The sequence below is a fragment of the Thermoactinomyces mirandus genome (genome assembly GCF_013868055.1).
Classification (GTDB): Bacteria; Bacillota; Bacilli; order Thermoactinomycetales; family Thermoactinomycetaceae; genus Thermoactinomyces; species Thermoactinomyces mirandus.
The window spans coordinates 20,873-40,796 of the sequence record NZ_JACEOL010000014.1; the positions used below are offsets into that span (position 1 = coordinate 20,873).

General features: G+C 46.7%; 18 protein-coding genes. All 18 read left to right on the forward strand.

What is annotated here, in order from left to right; all coding sequences use genetic code 11:
- Positions 1-104: 104 nt before the first annotated feature.
- The 18 genes from H2C83_RS04660 (at position 105) to H2C83_RS04745 (ending at position 19,694) form a co-directional block, all read left to right on the forward strand.
- Positions 105-578, forward strand: a complete 474-nt coding sequence (locus tag H2C83_RS04660; RefSeq protein ID WP_181738269.1) for an FAS1-like dehydratase domain-containing protein — start codon at positions 105-107, stop codon at positions 576-578.
- Between the two features lie 134 nt (positions 579-712).
- The gene (locus tag H2C83_RS04665) at positions 713-1,426 is read left to right on the forward strand and encodes a response regulator transcription factor (RefSeq protein WP_181738272.1); all 714 of its coding nucleotides are present in this window, start codon (positions 713-715) and stop codon (positions 1,424-1,426) included.
- The gene (gene pnpS, locus H2C83_RS04670; RefSeq protein ID WP_181738274.1) at positions 1,423-3,168 is read left to right on the forward strand and encodes a two-component system histidine kinase PnpS; all 1,746 of its coding nucleotides are present in this window, start codon (positions 1,423-1,425) and stop codon (positions 3,166-3,168) included. The genes H2C83_RS04665 and pnpS overlap by 4 nt, the downstream gene beginning before the upstream one ends.
- 308 nt (positions 3,169-3,476) lie before the next feature.
- On the forward strand, positions 3,477-4,370 hold the full coding sequence (locus H2C83_RS04675) for a phosphate ABC transporter substrate-binding protein PstS family protein (protein ID WP_181738276.1): 894 nt from the start codon (positions 3,477-3,479) through the stop codon (positions 4,368-4,370).
- Between the two features lie 141 nt (positions 4,371-4,511).
- Positions 4,512-5,405, forward strand: coding sequence for a phosphate ABC transporter permease subunit PstC (gene pstC, locus H2C83_RS04680; protein WP_181738470.1), 894 nt, complete (start codon positions 4,512-4,514; stop codon positions 5,403-5,405).
- Positions 5,406-6,293, forward strand: a complete 888-nt coding sequence (gene pstA / locus H2C83_RS04685) for a phosphate ABC transporter permease PstA (protein WP_181738278.1) — start codon at positions 5,406-5,408, stop codon at positions 6,291-6,293.
- Between the two features lie 17 nt (positions 6,294-6,310).
- On the forward strand, positions 6,311-7,144 hold the full coding sequence (gene pstB, locus H2C83_RS04690; RefSeq protein ID WP_181738280.1) for a phosphate ABC transporter ATP-binding protein PstB: 834 nt from the start codon (positions 6,311-6,313) through the stop codon (positions 7,142-7,144).
- 35 nt (positions 7,145-7,179) lie between these two features.
- Positions 7,180-7,935, forward strand: coding sequence for a phosphate ABC transporter ATP-binding protein PstB (pstB, locus tag H2C83_RS04695; RefSeq protein ID WP_181738282.1), 756 nt, complete (start codon positions 7,180-7,182; stop codon positions 7,933-7,935).
- A 17-nt stretch (positions 7,936-7,952) separates the two neighbouring features.
- Complete coding sequence (phoU, locus tag H2C83_RS04700) at positions 7,953-8,612, forward strand: phosphate signaling complex protein PhoU (RefSeq protein ID WP_181738284.1); 660 nt, start codon at positions 7,953-7,955, stop codon at positions 8,610-8,612.
- 287 nt (positions 8,613-8,899) lie between these two features.
- Positions 8,900-9,073 (forward strand): hypothetical protein, encoded by a 174-nt coding sequence (locus H2C83_RS04705; protein ID WP_181738286.1) that lies wholly within the window; start codon positions 8,900-8,902, stop codon positions 9,071-9,073.
- 243 nt (positions 9,074-9,316) lie between these two features.
- Positions 9,317-10,912 carry a solute:sodium symporter family transporter gene (locus tag H2C83_RS04710; protein WP_181738288.1) on the forward strand — a complete coding sequence of 532 codons (1,596 nt, stop codon included), beginning with the start codon at positions 9,317-9,319 and terminating at the stop codon, positions 10,910-10,912.
- A 43-nt stretch (positions 10,913-10,955) separates the two neighbouring features.
- Positions 10,956-11,969 carry an inositol 2-dehydrogenase gene (gene iolG, locus H2C83_RS04715; RefSeq protein WP_181738290.1) on the forward strand — a complete coding sequence of 338 codons (1,014 nt, stop codon included), beginning with the start codon at positions 10,956-10,958 and terminating at the stop codon, positions 11,967-11,969.
- A 114-nt stretch (positions 11,970-12,083) separates the two neighbouring features.
- Positions 12,084-12,890 carry a 5-deoxy-glucuronate isomerase gene (iolB, locus tag H2C83_RS04720; protein WP_181738292.1) on the forward strand — a complete coding sequence of 269 codons (807 nt, stop codon included), beginning with the start codon at positions 12,084-12,086 and terminating at the stop codon, positions 12,888-12,890.
- A 194-nt stretch (positions 12,891-13,084) separates the two neighbouring features.
- On the forward strand, positions 13,085-14,086 hold the full coding sequence (gene iolC / locus H2C83_RS04725) for a 5-dehydro-2-deoxygluconokinase (RefSeq protein ID WP_220184007.1): 1,002 nt from the start codon (positions 13,085-13,087) through the stop codon (positions 14,084-14,086).
- A gap of 56 nt (positions 14,087-14,142) precedes the next feature.
- Entirely contained in the window at positions 14,143-15,588 is a 1,446-nt protein-coding gene (locus H2C83_RS04730; protein WP_181738294.1) for a CoA-acylating methylmalonate-semialdehyde dehydrogenase, read from the forward strand.
- 35 nt (positions 15,589-15,623) lie between these two features.
- Entirely contained in the window at positions 15,624-17,549 is a 1,926-nt protein-coding gene (iolD, locus tag H2C83_RS04735) for a 3D-(3,5/4)-trihydroxycyclohexane-1,2-dione acylhydrolase (decyclizing) (protein ID WP_181738297.1), read from the forward strand.
- Between the two features lie 65 nt (positions 17,550-17,614).
- Positions 17,615-18,511 (forward strand): myo-inosose-2 dehydratase, encoded by an 897-nt coding sequence (gene iolE / locus H2C83_RS04740; RefSeq protein ID WP_181738299.1) that lies wholly within the window; start codon positions 17,615-17,617, stop codon positions 18,509-18,511.
- Between the two features lie 151 nt (positions 18,512-18,662).
- Entirely contained in the window at positions 18,663-19,694 is a 1,032-nt protein-coding gene (locus tag H2C83_RS04745) for a Gfo/Idh/MocA family oxidoreductase (RefSeq protein ID WP_181738301.1), read from the forward strand.
- Positions 19,695-19,924: the final 230 nt, after the last annotated feature.

Genomic DNA, 19,924 nt, shown 5'->3' on the forward strand with positions numbered 1-19,924 from the left:
ACCAGATATTTTCTTAAAAAGAAATGGAGTTATTTTTGCTTTTCTGTGAATTTTCAGTATAAGTTTGTGATAAAATGTAAGCGTATACACAAGGAGGGGTTTCGTTGGACTTTGGCAAAATCACAGCTTCTGGAAAAGATTGGAGCCAGATTCAAGCGGGGGATCGTGTGGAAGTGAAGAGGAAAGTCATTTTACGTGATATTTTTGCTTATCTGGGTGCCGCCGATGACTACAATCCAATCTACCTGAAAGAAAGTTATGCTGCCCAAACCGGATATGGTCAGGTGATTGTTCCGGCCGGCCTGATCGTCAGCTGGCTTTCCGCACTGATTTCCACTGAATTGCCGGGGCCTGGAAGCGTCATGAAAGAGATGCGCATCTCTTTTCCGGAAACATTTCATCCAGAAAAAGAAATATTCCTGTTATTGAAAGTGAGCCATAAATGTCAGACAGATAAAACAATAACCCTGCAAGCGCTTGTTACCGGCAATCAGCGAACAATTGCAGAAGGAGAAATCGTCGTGTTGCCTCCGCAGCCCTTGCGGCCGATTTTTCATAATGTTTTTGATAATTTCTGAATTGGGAAAACACACCTTCTGACAAGAGGGTGTTTTTTACTTTTTCTTAACTTTATTATGTTATGATTTTCATTGTAAATAATAGATTAATAAATTAGAAATAATTTACCGGTAGTAAAGAGGGGGGCTGCAAAATGAGCAAAAAAATCCTGGTAGTGGATGATGAAGCATCAATCGTGAAGCTGGTTCAGTTCAACCTGAAAAAAGAAGGCTATTTGGTTGAGGTTGCCTATGATGGACTCATGGCTCTCAAAATGGTAAAAGAGACGGACCCGGATCTGGTGGTATTGGACCTGATGTTGCCCAAGTTGGACGGGTTGGAGGTATGCCGGCGTTTGCGGCAGGAGAGAAAACATATTCCTATCCTGATGCTGACGGCAAAAACGGATGAACTGGATAAAGTGCTGGGACTGGAACTGGGTGCTGATGATTATATGACCAAACCGTTTAGCCCGCGGGAACTTACAGCACGGGTGAAGGCGATATTCCGGCGGATTGAAGCCCTGACTGGCGGACATCAGGCGGAAGAGAGCGGTTCTTTGCTCCGGATCGGCCATTTGCAAATTGATTCGGACGGATATGTTGTCTTACGGGATGGCGAGGAGATCGATTTGACCCCGAAAGAGTTTGAATTGCTGCTTTACATGGCCAACCATCGCGGCAAGGTATTGTCACGGGACCAGTTGTTAAATGCGGTATGGAATTATGACTATGTGGGCGACTCAAGAATTGTGGATGTTCATGTCAGCCATCTGCGCGATAAAATAGAGCCCGACTCACGCAACCCGGTTTACATTAAAACCGTACGGGGAATTGGATACAAATTTGAAGGGCCTAAAAAACAATGAGATCACTGCGTTCCAAGATTACCTGGTCATTTCTGCTTTTAATTGGTTGTTCCGTATTGGGGACAGGGATTTTTGTCGCCTTGTTGCTGAGATCATCCTATCTGGATTCATTAACATACCGCCTGGAGAAGGAAGGAATAGTCCTGGCTGAAACGGTCCAATGGACTGATTACAGCAAATTGAGGAAGCAGGAAGAGTTATTCCAGAAAACACTGGATGTGCACATAAATTTTTTTGATCAGTCAGGAAATTTGATTGGAGAACGGGATTTGAAAACAGGGCTGGACAAAAATGGCCATAACATACCGGAAGTAAACAGTGTTCTGCATCATGGGAAAGAGAGAGAAGTGCAAACGTCCATTCGCGGAGAATATTTATATGCCGCTGTTCCCGTCATTCGTGACAATCAAGTGGTGGGAGCCATTTTGTTATCACTGGATATGGAAGAAATCAACCAGTCGTTACGCCAGGTCTGGATCTCCCTGATCCTGGGCTTGATTATCGCTTACGCCCTGGCCGCATTTTTCAGTTCGCGCATCGCCAGCGGAATAACCCGTCCTGTTGAGGAAATTACACAGGTAGCCTCGGATATCGCCCGCAAAAAGTTTCATCGGCGGGTTCGGGCAGATACGCAGGATGAAATTGCATTTCTGGGGCGGGCAATTAACCGGATGGCTTACAGTTTGCAAAATCAAATGGAAACCATCCGTAAAAGCGAGCGGAGGCTGAACAGCATTATCGAATCCATGGAAAGCGGCCTGATCATGATTGATGCGACAGGAAAGGTAAGCCTTGCCAATCGGTCATTTGAACGAATGTTTGGCATTCCGCAGTCCGATTTGGTTGGCCGGTCTTTCAGGCAGCTTACCTATCCCTATGACATCAGTTCGTTAATTACCGAATGTGCTGAATCCAACACCCGAATACGGAAAGAAATCCCCTTGTATTACCCGGAGGAAAGAATACTGGAAGCTAATCTGGCACCGATGTGGGTGGAAAAAAACGGTGTGGGGGTGGTTGTCGTTTTTCATGATCTTACAGCCATCCGCCGGTTGGAGCAATTGCGCAAGGACTTTGTGGCCAATGTATCGCATGAACTGAAGACACCGATCACTTCGATCAGGGGTTTTGCGGAGACGCTGTTGGATGGGGCAATGGATGATCCTGAGACTGCCAGGGAATTCCTGCGCATTATCCATGAAGAAAGTTTGCGTTTGCAAAGGCTGATTGGCGATCTGCTCGATCTTACACAGATTGAATCAAAGCAAACCCCGTTGAAAATCAGCAAAGTGTCAGTTGAATCATTGTTGCAGTCTGTCAGAAGGATGGTGCAGGATCAGATTGAAAGCAAGAACCAGTCTTTATCCGTAAAAATTGACCATCCTTTCGAGGTAGAAGTGGATGAGGACCGTTTCCGGCAGATCCTGTTAAATCTGCTTTCCAATTCAATCAACTACACCCCCCAGGGCGGGAAAATCAGGTTGCGGGCAACGGGCGGCACCGACCGTTGGCAACTGGAGATCAGCGATACGGGAATCGGGATTCCGGAACAGGATTTGCCCCGCATCTTTGAACGGTTTTACAGGGTAGACAAGGCAAGGGCAAGAGATTCGGGAGGAACCGGATTGGGTTTGGCAATTGTGAAACATCTGGTTGAGGAACATCAGGGACAAATCGAAGTTAAAAGCAAAGTGGGAGAAGGCACAACCTTTATACTGACGTTCCCTCTCTTATCCAAATAATCGGGACTTTGTGCTTGCGGTTCAGGATAACCCCGCGGGCTTTTTTATTTTTAAAATAGTTTAACATAATCTTAACTATTCTTTTATTTGAATATAAAAGAAAAAGACTATAGTACAAAGTGTTGATTGGCAACCATTCTTTACCTTGGAGGGAAAACAATAATTAAAGAAGGGATTTTTACTTGGCAGTATTTTTGCTTTGGCTTCGGATGTTTACTGGTTGGAGCGGTATTATTTGAATATAAAAGAAAAAGACTATAGTACAAAGTGTTGATTGGCAACCATTCTTTACCTTGGGGGGCAAAACAATGATAAAGAAGGGATTTTTACTTGGCAGTATTTTTGCTTTGGCTTTGGGTGTTTTGACCGGTTGCAGCGGGAACAGTCAGGGGGCACAAAAGGGACAACTGTCCGGCACTCTGACCGTGGTAGGATCGACAGCCATGCAGCCGCTTGTCGATGAAGCTGGAAAATCATTTACCACATCCAATCCCGGAGTTCAGGTGAATGTTCAAGGCGGCGGAAGCGGTGCAGGACTGAGTGCCGTCATGAATGATACAGCCGATATCGGCAATTCAGATGTATATGCAGAAGAAAAAGAGAAAGTTGACAGCAAACAAGTCGTTGACCATAAAGTTTTTGTTGTCGGCATCGCACCGATCGTAAACCCGGGAACGGGTGTTGATAATGTGACACATCAGCAACTGATCGATATTTTTACCGGCAAGATCAAAAACTGGAAAGAACTTGGCGGAAAAGATCAGGCGATTGTGCTCGTGAACCGTCCGGCAAGTTCCGGGACACGCGCTACGTTTGCCAAATATGGATTGCTCGGAAATGAAGAGTTCCGCGGGGAAGGCGGCATTGAAGAAGAATCGTCCGGAACCGTTCGCAAAATTGTTTCTGAAACGCCTGGAGCCATTGGTTATCTCGCATTCTCCTACATCGATGATTCTGTCAGGGCATTAAAAGTGGACAATGTTGAGCCGACGAACGAAAACGTTTATACAAACAGTTGGAAAATCTGGGCCTATGAACATATGTATACGAACCAAAATGAGAAGAACAAACAATTGGAAGAAGCATTTATCGGTTACATCAAATCTGATGAAATCCAGAACGGACTCGTAAAGAAACTGGGTTATATTCCGATTAGTGAAATGAAAGTGGAACGGGATGTTAACGGCAATATTGTGAAATAAGACAGACTATCTGTCCAGAACAGGGGGCGGGCTTGCGCAGGCGCGATCCCCTGCTTCAATTGACAGAAAGGAGATGGAAAAGTGGAACAGGCAGCAAAAGCACAAGGGTCTTCCTGCAAAGAATCGCTTTCAGAACAACTGATGAAGCCGATGCGGAAAATGTTGATCATTGAGAAACAAGGTAAAATCATTACGCTTGTTTGCGCATGGGTCCTGATTGTTACCTTGTTTTCGCTTTTGTATTTTATTACTTCAAAGGGGATTTCCCCGTTTGTCAACAATCAGATTACGCTGGCGGAATTTTTTTCTTTTGAATGGGGCCCCACTGCTTCAGCGGAGCAAGGAGGTCCTTTTTACGGAGCGATGGCGTTTATCCTGGGATCGCTTGCTGTTACGTTGGGCGCGACCGTTGTCAGTGCTCCGTTGGGAATCGGAGCAGCCATTTTCATGACCGAGATTGCGCCTGATTGGGGGAAAAAGATTTTGCAGCCGGTGATTGAAATGCTGGTTGGGATTCCTTCGGTTGTTTACGGATTTATCGGATTGACCGTTATTGTCCCGGTGATCCGGGAAACCGCAGGCGGGCTTGGTTTTGGCTTGCTGGCCGGGATTATCGTCTTGTCCATCATGATTTTGCCTACCATCATCAGTGTCGGTGTGGATGCGATCCAGGCGATTCCAAGGCAAATACGCGAAGGTTCCTATGCTTTGGGGGCAACCCGGTGGCAAACGGTCTCCCGTCTGGTTGTGCGCGCGGCAATACCAGGGTTGATGACAGGGGTTGTTTTGGGAATGGCCCGGGCCTTTGGCGAAGCATTGGCGGTGCAGATGGTAATCGGAAACTCGCCCAACCTGCCGGCAAGTTTCATTGAACCGATCAGCACACTGACCAGTGTCATCACCCTGAACATGGGAAATACCGTACAAGGAACCACTTATAACAACGTATTGTGGTCGATGGCCTTAATCCTGTTATTGATAACCATGCTTTTTATCTTTTTGATCCGTTTCATTACCCGAAGGAGAGAGTATTAGATGAACGCAAAGACAATCGACCGAATCGCGACCTTCTGTTTTTATTCCATCGCTGTTTTAATTGTCGGCATCCTGCTTGGATTGGTCAGTTTTATCCTGATTCGCGGTCTTGGCGTGATCGACTGGTCTTTTGTCACGGAAGCGCCCGGCTCGGTTCTTACCGGAGGCGGCGGCGTGGGGCCGCAATTATTCAATTCATTTTACCTGTTAATCCTGACCATGCTGATCACCATTCCGCTTGGTCTTGGCGGCGGCATTTACATGGCCGAATATGCCAAACCGGGAAAACTGACCGACTTTATCCGTTTAAGCATTGAGGTGTTGTCCTCATTGCCATCCATTGTGGTTGGCCTGTTTGGATTGCTGGTTTTTGTCCAGTATACCGGCTGGGGCTATTCCATGTTGGCCGGTGCTCTGGCCCTGACCGTTTTCAACCTGCCTTTGATGGTCAGAATTGTGGAACAGTCCTTGACAGCAGTCCCCCGTGAACAGAGAGAAGCAAGCTTTGCGCTGGGAGTTACCCATTGGCAGACCATTTTAAAGATACTGATCCCTGCCGCTTTGCCAGGTATTATAACCGGAACCATCCTGGCATCAGGACGTGTGTTCGGGGAAGCCGCCGCCTTGCTGTTTACGGCTGGAATGACGTCACCTCCGCTTGATTTTACGAACTGGGACTTCACTTCACCCACCTCACCGCTGAATCCGTTTCGCCCTGCGTCGACACTGGCGGTTCATATCTGGAAAGTGAATGCAGAAGGAATTATTCCTGATGCGAAAGAAGTAGCGAGCGGCGCTTCTGCATTACTGGTGATTGCGATATTGATTTTCAATCTGGTGGCGCGCTGGTTAGGCCGGTTTATCCATGCACGCCTCACTTCAAGCTGATTAAGGGGGAGTATGTGATGCCTCAAACAATAACCGTTCCGTTTCCGGTTCAGGTAAAACCCAAATTCAAAATTTCCCAACCGCAGGAAAAAAAACAACTGCGTGTCCAGTTGGAAACCGTTGATTTGCATGTCTATTACGGGGAAACCCATGCCGTAAAAGGAGTGGATCTGCCCTTGTACCAAAATACCGTGACAGCATTTATTGGTCCGTCCGGATGTGGAAAATCAACCTTTCTGCGCTGTCTCAACCGAATGAACGATACCATTCCCGGAGCCAGGGTCGAGGGCAGGATTATGGTGGAAGGGATTGATATCAATCAGCCTGTGATCAATACGAGTCATCTGAGACGTCATATCGGCATGGTGTTTCAGCGGCCCAATCCGTTCTCCAAATCGATTTATGAAAATATCGCCTTTGCACCCCGCCTGTATGGGGCTTCCAAAAAAGATCTGGACAGAATCGTTGAAGAAAGCCTGAAAAAAGTTGCCCTGTGGGATGAAGTAAAGGACCGGCTCCACAAAACAGCTCTGGCGCTTTCCGGTGGACAGCAGCAACGTTTGTGCATTGCAAGAGCGATTGCGATGAATCCGAGAATCATTTTGCTGGATGAACCAACTTCTGCGCTGGATCCGATCTCAACCGGGAAAGTCGAAGAGCTGGTGCAAGAGCTGAAAAAAGACTTTACGATTGCCATTGTCTCGCACAATATGCAGCAGGCAGCGCGCATTTCCGATTATACGGCCTATTTTTACATGGGAAATCTGGTTGAATTTGGCGAGACCGCACAGTTATTTACCAATCCAAAGAAGAAAGAGACGGAAGATTATTTGACCGGCCGTTTTGGATGATCTGGCATGGTATAAGTTGAGGGGGAAAAAGAAGCATGACAGACAAAATAAGCATCGAGGATTTTGACCTTTATTACGGAGAGAACCAGGCGCTTAAAAAGATACGGTTAAATATTATCCCCAATCAGGTGACAGCTTTCATCGGCCCGTCCGGATGCGGAAAATCCACGCTCTTAAGAAGCATGAACCGGATGAATGACATGATTCCGGGGGTTCACACATCGGGGCGGATCGCAATTGACGGGAAAAATATTTATGATCGGGAAACTGATCTGGTGCAGCTGCGGAAAAATGTGGGGATGGTGTTTCAACAACCCAATCCCTTTCCCATCTCGATCTATGATAATGTCGCCTATGGGCCGCGCATTCATGGAATAAAAACAAAAAAGAAGCTGGACGAGATTGTGGAACGTACCCTGAAACAGGCCAATTTGTGGGATGAAGTGAAAGATCGCCTGCATCTTTCCGCGATGGGACTGTCCGGCGGGCAGCAGCAGCGTTTGGTCATTGCCCGTGTGCTGGCGGTTGAACCGGATGTTATTCTGATGGACGAGCCGGCCTCCGCCCTGGATCCCATTTCCACGGAGCGTCTGGAAGAGCTGGTAATTCAGTTGAAGAAGGATTATACCATTGTCATTGTTACTCATAACATGCAGCAGGCCGCCCGTGTATCTGACAAAACCGTATTTTTTCTGAATGGGGAAATTATCGAGGTGAATGATACCGAGCAATTATTTACCCATCCTGAAGATCAGCGAACGGAACAATATATTAGTGGCCAGTTTGGCTGATGAGAGGAGAGGTTACCATGGCTGCCCGACAATTTGACCAGTCTCTGGGCGAGCTGAAAAAAAAGTTGCTGAAGATGGGCGAACAAGTTGAAATCTCCATCAACAAGTCCATAAAATCCTTTGTAAAAAGGGATGTACAGCTTGCCAGGGAAATCATTGAACTGGATTGTCAAATCGATGAACTGAAAGTGGAGATAGACGACACTGTCACGAAACTGATTGCTACCAGGCAGCCAGTTGCAACCGATTTGCGCAAACTGATTGCGGCTATGAATATTGCCTCCGATCTGGAGAGAATGGCCGATTTGGCCGTCGATATTGCAGAAGAAGTGGTTGCTCTGGAAGAATCCAATCAGCCCCGAATCAATAATTTGTCCCTGATTCTGCAAATGGCGCAAATGACGCAGCAGATGGTGAATGATGGACTCAACAGCTATATTGACGGCAATATCGATCTCGCCCGGATGTTGGCCCGCCGTGATGATCAGGTGGATCAGATGTATGAAAAAGTGGTCCGGGAAATGAGCGATTACATGCCGTTAAAGAACCAGTACGCAGATGCGGCACGGAAAGTATGCTTTGTGGCCCGCTTTCTGGAAAGAATTGCGGATCATGTAACCAATATTGCTGAAAATATCGTTTATATCCAAACCGGAAAACGGATCGACCTGAATTGAGAACCAGGGACAGTTCATCACTGCAACGCCTGTTTATGTGCAGGTAGAGCATACGGAAAGCAAAAGATTCACAAACATGTGAAGACAGGAACAGGCATACTTCATCGTAACGGGCAGCAGGTTTCTCCTCAAACTCCAGCATCAATATCAATCCTCTTTTTCTGTCTCCCATATCAGGGGGACTTTTCAATTTGGGAAAAAACATGGTTTTGATTGTTTGCTGTGTAAAGGACTTCGCTAAAGGGGAGTAAAACCGGGACAGAGATCCGGATGGAAAACTTTGCAATATGGAAATTGATCATGTTTTTACAAATCTGCCACAAATCCAGGTGTTGATTTTAAAGATAAAGAAAATTATACTTAAATCAAGTAAGCGTTTACAAAAAGAAGATTGGTTTGCGGCAAAAATTGAAGATATATATCAAGTAAAGAAATCGTTTTATTTTTTGGTTTTTAGTTAAGCGCTTTACTAAATATTGAGTAAAGGGGGAATAGCCGAATATTAAAAGAACAATCTATTTAAAACAGATATTATTTTATTCTGTTTGTTGGTTAAGCGCTTTTTTATGTTTTTTCATGCTGCTTAAACGGATCTGAATTGCAGTTGATAGATATAAAAAAGCTTCCAATATTCCGGAACACCACGAAGGTAACTGATCTGGTTCGGTGAACATCCTGACTAACTTGCAGAGGAGAGAGCCAATTTGATTTATTTTTCTGTTCTGTCTTTCATTTTGATTATAGCTGCAGTCTGGTTTTTTGCTTACAAGAGAAGTCGTGCAGTTGATAATACCAGTTCAGAAGGTTACTTTCTCGGTGGTCGCAGTTTGACGGCGGTGACGATCGCCGGTTCAATCATCATGACCAATTTGTCCACGGAGCAGATCGTCGGACAGAATGGCCAGAGTTATATGGCCGGGATGGAAGTGATGGCCTGGGAAGTTACGGCTGCGATTGCCATTGTTTTGCTGGCGCTTGTTTTTTTGCCAAAGTATTTGAAGTATGGCGTGGATACGATCCCCGACTTTATTGAAAGACGCTATGATACAACTACCAAAAGAATTGTTTCTGTCCTGTTTATTTTTACTTATATGATTTCATTTCTGCCAGTTGTGCTGTATTCGGGCTCACTCGTTTTCAACAAAATTTTCAACGTGAGTGAAACGATGGGGATCGATCAGCTGGTGGCTGTCGCCCTTATTGCCGCAGGCATTGGTGTTATCGGTCTGATGTACTTGCTGATGGGCGGATTGTCATTGGGTGCATTCAGTGATACCGTCTATGGGATTGGCCTGTTGATCGGGGGGCTGTCCATCCCGGTGCTGGGGCTGATTGTTCTCGGAGATGGGAGCTTTTTTGGCGGGCTTGATCTGATCAGAACCAATACACCGGAAAAGTTGAACTCGATCGGAGCAATCGATTCCAAAATTGTTCCCTGGCCAACGCTTTTTTTCGGCATGTTCTTTAACAACTTGTTTTATTGGTGTACAAACCAGATGATTGTTCAAAAGACATTGGCTGGAAAAAACCTGAAAGAAGGCCAGAAAGGAGCATTGTATGTAGGTTTTTTCAAGATTTTCGGCGCGCTGTTCCTTGTTTTCCCGGGCATTATCGCATTCAATATGTTTGGAGATTCGCTTTCAACTCCTGATGATGCTTATCCCAGCCTGCTTACCGCAGTATTGCCCGAATGGGCGTACGGGATTTTTGGAGCCGTGATCTTTGGTGCGATCCTGAGTTCATTTGTGGGTGCCTTGAATGCCACAGCAACCTTGTTTACATTGGATTTTTACAAGCCTGTTTTCAGGAAAAATGCAACTGATAAACAGGTTGCAAGAGCTGGAAAAACGGTTACTGTTATTGTCGGCATGATATCGGTAATAATCGCCCCGCTGATTTCTTTCGCTCCAACCGGGCTGTACAATGTCGTGCAGCAATTTAACGGCTTGTACAGCATGCCGCTTTTGGCAATTATCGTGCTTGGTTTTTACTCCAGGTATGTAACCGCATTTGGAGCAAAAGTAACCCTTGTTTTCCACGTTGTGACCTATGCGTTTGCAAGTTTCTTTTTGTCCCACATTCATTACCTGTATGTATTAAGTGTTCTGTTCCTGGCGGATGTATTCATCCTGTGGCTGGTTGGAAGAATCAAACCGCTTGATCGACCGTTCGAATTTCAGGAAGGGCGGCATAAAGTGGATTTAACCCCGTGGAAACATGTCAAATGGGTTAGCGCTCTGGTGGTTATTACTGTAATTGTAATGTACCTGACGTTTTCACCGCTGGGACTTGCCAAATAAACTTCATTTTACTCTGGCACAATTTATAAAGGGAGTGGATCCGATGAGCAAAAAAATTACGGTTGGAGTTGTCGGAGCGGGAAGAATCGGGAAATTGCATATGAACAACATGAAAAATATGCCACAAGTCAGATTGAAAACGGTTTCTGACATTTTTGCTGATGACCTGAAGGACTGGTTTGCAGAAAGCGGCGCAGAAAAGTTGACCAGGGATTATCGGGAACTTGTAAATGACCCTGGGATTGATGCCGTGTTTATCTGTACTTCCACGGATACGCATATGCAGATCATCAGGGAGGCTGCCGGTGCCGGAAAACACATTTTCTGTGAAAAGCCGATCAGTTTTTCAGAGGAAGAAACTCTAAAAGCCTATGAAGCAGTACAGAAAGCTGGCGTAAAGTTTCAGGTGGGATTTAACAGGCGGTATGACAGGAACTTTCACAAAGTAAAACAGCTGGTGGAGAAAAAAGTAATCGGAGATCTGCATGTTTTGAAAATCACCTCAAGAGACCCCAATCCACCCTCGCTGGACTATGTGTCGCGCTCCGGAGGTATCTTCATGGATATGACCATTCACGATTTTGACATGGCACGCTACATTTCCGGTTCGGAAGTGGAAGAAGTCCATGTTCAGGGAGCCACCCTGATCAATCCGAAGATTGCCGAGCTGGGTGACGTGGATACTGCCATCATCACTTTGAAATTTGCAAATGGTGCGATGGGAGTAATTGATAACAGCCGCCAGGCAGTGTACGGGTATGATCAGCGCCTTGAAGCTTTCGGTTCAAAAGGGTCTGCACAAGTAAACAATGAGACGGAGTCCAGAGTGGATTTATTGTCGGAAGACGGGGTAAAGGGGGACAATCCACTGTATTTCTTCCTTGAAAGGTACAATGATGCATTTATCCAGGAAGTGAAAGAGTTCGTGGAAGCGGTTATGAACAATCAGGAAATCCGGACCACATTCAAAGATGGAATCATGGCGCAAAGAATTGCCATGGCCGCCAGAGAATCTCTGGAAAGCGGACAACCGGCAAAGGTTAAGGGACTGGAATGATTTGATGCGCTTTGGTGAGAGAGCTCGATCATTGTATTAAAAAAATGAATGGGGTATACTCATATTTGGATAGATTAAGCGCTTTACCAACAGTGCTGCGAGGAGGAAGGCTGGATGTCTGGTTTGCATTTGAAACCTCATAAACCTGATCAGGATGGCAAAATCCTGGGAGTGACGCCGGAATCGGCAGGTTGGAAGTATGTGGGGTTTGAAGTTTACTCATTGAAAAAAGGCGATTTGCTTGAGAGAAAAACAGGAAAAAATGAAGTTTGTCTCGTTTTGTTGTCAGGGAGAGCGACGATCCGGACCGAGAAAAAGGAATTTAACGGCATCGGCAGGCGAATGAGCGTATTTGAAAAAATACCGCCTTATTCCGTTTACATTCCAAACGATGACCGTTACCAGGTTGAATCGCTCTCGGATCTGGAACTTGCCGTATGCATGGCCCCCGGAAAGGGAACTTATCAGGCGCGATTGATTGCACCGGAAGACGTAAGGAAGTCTGATCGCGGTTCCGGAAAAATGAGCAGACGGATTCATGATATCCTTCCCGAGGACAGGGAAGCCGACAGTCTGCTTGTTGTTGAAGTATTCACACCGGATGGCAATACGTCAAGTTATCCGCCGCACAAACATGATCGGGAAAATCTTCCGCATGAATCCTATCTGGAAGAAACATATTATCATGAACTTCATCCCAGGCAGGGGTTCGCATTTCAGCGGGTTTATAACGATGACCGTTCCGTGGATGAAACGATCTGCATCGAAAACCGTGACGTTGTTCTTGTGCCGGAAGGTTATCATCCCTTTACGACGGTACCCGGTTATGAATCATACTATTTGAATGTCATGGCCGGTCCGGTCAGAACCTGGAAATTTCACAATGCACCGGAACATGAATGGCTGTTTGAGAAAAATTGAATCAACGGAGTTCTTTTTACAGGATTAAGTTAAGCGCTTTATCGAATTGAAGGATGAACCTGTCAATTTTCTGTAATGATCACGCAAGAGATGTTTCACGGCTACGGCAAGACAAACGGGCTGATGCCATGAATAAGGCAGACAGATTTTCACCCTGCCGCAGCTTTTTTTAAACAAACAGAGTTAGGAGGATTATGGTGGTTAACCTGAATTTCAAAACGGATCGACCGCTCGATCTGATCGCTGTTGGCAGACTTGCTGTCGATCTGAACACCGAGCAAATCAATTGCCCGATGGAAGAAACGAGATCGTTTACCAAATATGTCGGCGGTTCACCAGCCAACATCGCCATTGGCGCCGCGCAACTCGGGCTTAAATGCGGTTTTATCGGCAAGGTTTCCGACGACCAGATGGGACGGTTTATCGTTCGTTTCCTGGAAGAGAAAAAAATGGATACTTCCGGTGTTGTCGTGGATAAAACGGGCGCTGTTACCGGACTTGCTTTTACAGAAATCAAGAGTCCCAATGATTGCAGCATTTTGATGTACCGTGACAATGTTGCAGATTTGAAGCTGGAAACATCCGAGGTCTCCGAAGATTATATCAAAAAGACCAGGGCATTGCTGATTTCCGGCACTGCCCTGGCCGCAAGCCCGTCACGCGAAGCTGTCTTTCTTGCACTGGAGTATGCCCGCAAACATGATGCAGTTGTATTTTTTGACCTCGATTATCGCCCCTATACCTGGACTTCCGATAAGGAGACCGCCATCTATTATAATCTGGCAGCGGAAAAATGTGACGTCATTATCGGAACAAGAGAAGAATTTGACATGATGGAGCAATTTGAAAAAGAAAAAAAGACCGATCGGGAAACCGCAGGGAAATGGTTTGGTCATCATGCAGAAATCGTTGTGATCAAGCATGGTTCCAAAGGTTCGATCACCTATACCAAAGATGGCCACTCCTATACTGGCGGCATTTTCAGGACAAAAGTACTGAAAACATTTGGCGCCGGGGACAGTTATGCGTCCGCATTCATCTACGGTTTGATGAATGGATGGGAGATTTCGCGGGCCATGGAATATGGCAGTGCTTCTGCTGCAATCGTCATATCCCGGCACAGTTGTTCTGAAGCAATGCCGACAAAGGCAGAATTGGATAAGTTTGTCAAAACGGCGGAAAGAATCGATACCTGATAGGATCTGAGCAACAATAATTTAACGTCAATATTTCTGGCAGGAGGTAAACATCCGTGAAAACGCTGAAAAACTATATCAACGGGAAATGGGTTGAATCCGGATCCGACAAAACCGAAGAAGTATTTAACCCGGCAACCGGTGAAGTGATCGCCTTTGTTCCGATTTCTACCAAAGAAGAAGTGGATGAATCCGTCAAAGCAGCAAAAACCGCTTTTGAAACATGGAAAAATGTCGCTGTTCCAAAACGGGCCCGCATCCTGTTCAAATATCAGCAATTGCTTGTTGACCACTCAGATGAACTGGCGAAACTGATTACGGTGGAAAACGGGAAAAATCTGAAGGAAGCAAAAGGTGAAGTACAACGGGGCATTGAAAATGTCGAATTTGCTGCCGGAGCCCCAACCCTGATGATGGGGGACAATCTTGCCACCATCGCAACGGAACTGGAATCAGCAGTGTACCGGTATCCGGTTGGTGTCATAGGAGGGATTACCCCGTTTAACTTTCCGATGATGGTTCCATGCTGGATGTTCCCAATGGCAATTGTCCTCGGCAATACCTTTGTATTGAAACCGTCGGAGCGTACCCCCCTTACCGCCAACCGTCTGGTTGAGCTTGCAGAAGAGGCCGGTTTTCCCAAAGGTGTTTTCAACATCGTTCACGGTGCACATGATGTCGTAAACGGGTTACTGGATCATCCGGACGTTGCCCGCATTTCCTTTGTTGGTTCCCGGCCTGTGGCGGAATATGTTTACAAGCGGGGCACGGAAAATCTGAAACGTGTTCAGGCGTTGGCCGGCGCGAAAAACCACTCGATCGTACTGAAAGATGCCAATCTTGACAATGCCGCCACCCAGGTTCTGAATGCGGCATTCGGGTCAGCCGGTGAACGTTGCATGGCGGCCGCAGTCGTCACGGTGGAAGAAACGGTTGCAGACCAATTTATCAGTGAGCTTGTGCAAAAAGCGGACAATGTAACAATTGGCAACGGTCTCGATGATGATGTTTTTCTTGGACCGGTCATCCGCAAACAACACAAGGATCGAACCCTTGGCTACATTGAAACAGGCGAAAAAGAAGGGGCCAGACTGGTTCGCGACGGACGCAGGGACAAGGCGGCTCAAGAAAAAGGATACTTTGTGGGCCCGACCATTTTTGACCATGTCACCACAGATATGAAAATCTGGGAAGATGAAATTTTTGCCCCGGTTCTTTGCATTGTACGTGTAAAAGATCTTGATGAAGCGATTAAAGTGGCGAATCAGTCGCGCTTTGCCAATGGAGCCTGCATTTTCACAAGAGACGGTGGTTCGGTGCGCAAATTCCGGGAAAACATGGATGCCGGCATGCTTGGCGTTAATATTGGAGTTCCCGCTCCGATGGCATTTTTCCCGTTCTCCGGCTGGAAAGATTCTTTCTATGGTGATCTGCATGCCAATGGGAAAGACAGTATCGAATTTTACACCCGCAAAAAAGTGATTACCAGCCGCTGGGTCTGACAAGAACAGGATTTTTGGGGAATTGGGGTGAGAGTATGAAATTGACGACAGCACAAGCCTTGATCAAATTTCTAAATAACCAGTATATCGAAGCGGACGGCAAGGAACAAAAACTGTTCAGGGGCATTTTTACCATTTTTGGTCATGGAAATGTCCTGGGGCTTGGACAGGCACTCGAACAGGATGCCGGGGATTTGGAAGTTTACCAGGGAAGAAATGAGCAGGGAATGGCGCATGCGGCAATCGGATTTGCCAAGCAGAAGCACCGCAGGCAGATAATCGCCTGTACTTCATCGGTGGGTCCGGGGGCAGCCAATATGGTAACCGCAGCTGCGACCGCCACCGCCAACAGCATTCCGCTCCTTTTGCTGCCTGGTGACACATTTGCCACCCGCCAGCCGGACCCGGTACTGCAGCAAATCGAACAGCCTTATAATGCCGGCTTGACCACGAATGACGCTTTCCGTCCGGTCAGTAAATACTGGGACCGGGTGACCCGCCCCGAGCAGCTGATGACCGCGATGCTGAATGCTGTTCGCGTACTGACGGACCCGGCCGAAACCGGCGCGGTAACGGTTGCCCTGCCGCAGGATGTCCAGGCAGAAGCGTATGATTATCCGGAATCCTTTTTTAAAAAACGTGTTCATCGTTTTGCAAGGAGAAGACCTGTCAGGTTTGAACTGGAACAAGTGGCGGCCCTGTTCAAAAACAGCAAAAAACCGTTAGTCATCTGCGGTGGGGGAGTTCGCTACTCGGAAGCAGCCGCTGTGCTGGACCAGTTTGTAAAGGCGTTTCATATCCCGTTTGCCGAAACACAGGCTGGAAAAAGCACATTGCCATCCACCCATCCGCTGAATCTGGGCGGAATCGGCGTTACCGGCAACGCTGCTGCCAACCGGATTGCCAAAGAAGCAGACCTGGTAATTGGAGTCGGAACCCGTTTTACGGATTTTACCACCGCTTCCAAACAGCTTTTCCAAAATGACAAAGTGGCTTTTGTTACAATCAATGTTTCAGATTTTCATGCTTCCAAACTGGATGCCACCAAGATTGTTGCCGATGCGAAAGCAGGTCTTGAGGATCTCCAGGCTGAGCTTAAGAAAATCGGGTACCGGTCCGGTTACCAGGGTGAAATTGAACAGGCCAGACAGGATTGGCAAAGAGAGCTGGAACGCCTTTGCCAAACCGATTTTCATGCGGAAGGCTACAAGCCGGAAATTGCGGGGCATTTGGATGAGAAACTGACTGAATATGTGCAGGCCTTCAATTCCTGTTTGACACAGACTGCCGTTTTGGGAAAAGTGAATGAATTGATTGCCGATGATGCCATTGTGGTAGGTGCTTCCGGAAGCCTGCCAGGGGACATGCAGCGGATGTGGGTCAGTATCCGGCCTGATACTTACCATATGGAATACGGTTATTCATGCATGGGATATGAAATAGCCGCCGCTTTGGGAGCCAAAATCGCCAGGCCGGATCAGGAAGTTTATGCCATGGTCGGCGATGGCAGCTACATGATGCTTCATTCTGAATTGATAACGAGTATTCAGGAAGGAAAGAAAATTAATGTCATCGTCTTTGACAACGCCGGGTTTGGCTGTATTAACAACTTGCAAATGGATCACGGGATGGGCAGCTTTGCCACTGAATTTCGCAAACGAAGTGAAAAAACAAAGCAGCTGGACGGACCCATTATCCAGATTGATTTTGCCAAGAGTGCCGCTGCTTATGGTGCCGTAACCTATACGGTCCGGACGATGGAGGAACTGGAACAGGCATTGCAAGATGCCAAAAAACAGACGGTTTCCACGTTGATCGATATCAAAGTGCTTCCCAAAACAATGACCGATGGTTACGACAGCTGGTGGCATGTTGGAGTTGCCGAGGTCTCGGAAAAAGAACCGATCCGCAAAGCATATCAGGATTGCCTGAAGCAATTGGAAAAAGCGAGAAAGTATTGAATAGGGTACTTGTTTGAAACCGTTCCAAAATACATGCAGATGATTACCACACAGGGGGTACGTTTATGTTCAGGAAAGATGCAGTAAAACTGGGAATTGCTCCGATCGGATGGACAAATGATGATCTGCCGGACCTGGGCAAGGAAAACACCTTTGAACAATGCATCAGCGAAATGGCACTGGCCGGTTTTACAGGGACAGAAGTAGGAAACAAGTATCCACGCGACACAAAAATACTCAAAAAAGCACTTGAACTGAGAAACATGGAAATTGCCAGCGCCTGGTTCAGTGCTTTCCTTACTACAAAACCATTTGAGGAAACGGAAAAAGCGTTCATCAGGCATCGCGACTTTTTACATGAAATGGGAGCAAAAGTGATTGTTGTCTCTGAACAGGGCCACAGTGTGCAGGGACAGATGGATACACCGGTATTTGACGCTAAACCGCATTTTACCGATGAGGAATGGAAAAGGCTGGCCGAAGGGCTTGACAAACTCGGAGAACTGGCAAGGGAAAAAAGGATGAAAGTGGTTTACCATCACCATATGGGCACAGGAGTGCAAACAACCGCAGAGATTGGCAAACTGATGGATATGACCGATGAAAATCTTGTTTTCCTTCTCTATGATACCGGACATCTGTATCTTTCCGGAGAAGACCCAGTTGAAATCCTGAAACGATATTTGCCCAGAATCAAGCATGTCCATTTGAAGGATGTTCGGGATCATGTTGCCGCCAAAGTAAAAGAAGAAAAAATGAGTTTCTTAAACGGTGTCCGCGAAGGTGTATTTACTGTACCGGGGGATGGCAGCATCGATTTCACCGGGATCTTTGAAATCCTGGCCAACTCGGATTATAAAGGATGGCTGCTTGTGGAAGCGGAACAGGATCCGGCCAAAGCCAACCCGTTTGAATATGCGCTGAGAGCCCGGAGATATATCAGGGAAAAAGCCGGTATATAAATAGGTTCTATTCATGTTTGTTTAGTGAGTCTTATGACGGGGTTATCGATGAACCAGGGAACCGGAATCTTTTTCCTTGTTTTTGGAGGCATGCCTGATAACCCTGTCGCAATCCCTTTACAAAATTATCAGGGGGAAGCGGGTGCCATTCATGGCAAATAAAAAAGTAAAAGTTGGAATTGTCGGCCTGGGTCGCCAGGGTTACCAGCATGCTGAAAACCTGGCACTCCGGGTTCCTAATTGTGAACTGATTGCAGTCTGCAGTGTTGTGGAAAAAGAAGTGAAAGAAGTACAGGAAAAATGGGGCATTCCTTACGGCTATGCCGATTACGATGAAATGCTTGAAAACAGGGAACTGGAAGCGATATTTATCGCCTCCCCGTCGGGATTCCATTACGAACAGATCGAAAAAGCACTGGAAGCAGGATTTCATGTATTCAGCGAGAAGCCGCTCGGACTTTATCTGGAAGAAGCCGAAAAAGTGGAAAAGGCTGTCTCCCGACACCCGGATAAAGTTTTCATGCTGGGGTTTATGCGGCGCTATGACCGGTCTTATGCAGATGCGAAAAGAATGATTGACAGCGGTGAAATCGGCGAACCGGTTCTGATTCGCTGTTATGGATTGGACCCGGCCGGTAAACTGGACAGTTTTCTAAAGTTTGCCCGGGACAATTACAGTGGAGGGCTGTTTCTCGACATGGCCATTCATGATCTCGATCTGGCCCGCTGGTATTTGCAGGCGGAGCCTGAGGAAGTTTGGGCGATTGGCGGCAGTTATGCACGTCCGGAATTTGCGGAGTTGGGGGACGCGGAAACAGGAGCTGCCATGGTACGCTTTTCCGGTAACCGAATCGGAATTTTCGTTGCAGGACGCAACTGTGCACACGGTTACCATATAGAAACCGAAATCATCGGGACCAATGGAACCCTTCGCATCGGTACGGTTCCGGAACGCAACCAGGTAATGATCTTTAATGAAACGGGAGCCGTCAAAAAATGTACCGGTGGATTCCTGGAACGGTTTGAACAGTCCTACCTGAGTGAAGCGGAAGAATTTATCAATTGTATTCTGGAAAACCGAAAGCCGTCCGTAAACGTTCGGGATGGCGTTGAGTCAACCAGACTTGGTTATGCTTGCAAGAAGTCATTTGAAACAGGCAAGCTGGTACGAGTGAAATCATAAAAGGTTGTCAACCGGAACCGGTTCGTGGCTGCCCGCATTTTCAGCCTGCAGGAAAGTGCAGGCAATATCTGTCCTGAAACAAAGCCCTGCGGATTCATGCTCCTGGCAGTTCCGGCCGATGCCAGGGACGGTTGGTTGCAGAATCGATGGATATGTCTGCAAAATATAGCGATATCGTTTAAAATTTGTGATATCTTATATCCAAAAGAGACTAATGATGTTGAAGTGGG

Coding starts and splice junctions, on each gene's coding strand:
- H2C83_RS04665 (WP_181738272.1), top strand. CDS start 713: ATGAGCAAAAAAATCCTGGTAGTGGATGATGAAGCATCAATCGTGAAG.
- pnpS (WP_181738274.1), top strand. CDS start 1,423: ATGAGATCACTGCGTTCCAAGATTACCTGGTCATTTCTGCTTTTAATT.
- H2C83_RS04675 (WP_181738276.1), top strand. CDS start 3,477: ATGATAAAGAAGGGATTTTTACTTGGCAGTATTTTTGCTTTGGCTTTG.
- pstC (WP_181738470.1), top strand. CDS start 4,512: ATGAAGCCGATGCGGAAAATGTTGATCATTGAGAAACAAGGTAAAATC.
- pstA (WP_181738278.1), top strand. CDS start 5,406: ATGAACGCAAAGACAATCGACCGAATCGCGACCTTCTGTTTTTATTCC.
- pstB (WP_181738280.1), top strand. CDS start 6,311: ATGCCTCAAACAATAACCGTTCCGTTTCCGGTTCAGGTAAAACCCAAA.
- pstB (WP_181738282.1), top strand. CDS start 7,180: ATGACAGACAAAATAAGCATCGAGGATTTTGACCTTTATTACGGAGAG.
- phoU (WP_181738284.1), top strand. CDS start 7,953: ATGGCTGCCCGACAATTTGACCAGTCTCTGGGCGAGCTGAAAAAAAAG.
- H2C83_RS04705 (WP_181738286.1), top strand. CDS start 8,900: ATGGAAATTGATCATGTTTTTACAAATCTGCCACAAATCCAGGTGTTG.
- iolG (WP_181738290.1), top strand. CDS start 10,956: ATGAGCAAAAAAATTACGGTTGGAGTTGTCGGAGCGGGAAGAATCGGG.
- iolB (WP_181738292.1), top strand. CDS start 12,084: ATGTCTGGTTTGCATTTGAAACCTCATAAACCTGATCAGGATGGCAAA.
- iolC (WP_220184007.1), top strand. CDS start 13,085: ATGGTGGTTAACCTGAATTTCAAAACGGATCGACCGCTCGATCTGATC.
- iolD (WP_181738297.1), top strand. CDS start 15,624: ATGAAATTGACGACAGCACAAGCCTTGATCAAATTTCTAAATAACCAG.
- iolE (WP_181738299.1), top strand. CDS start 17,615: ATGTTCAGGAAAGATGCAGTAAAACTGGGAATTGCTCCGATCGGATGG.
- H2C83_RS04745 (WP_181738301.1), top strand. CDS start 18,663: ATGGCAAATAAAAAAGTAAAAGTTGGAATTGTCGGCCTGGGTCGCCAG.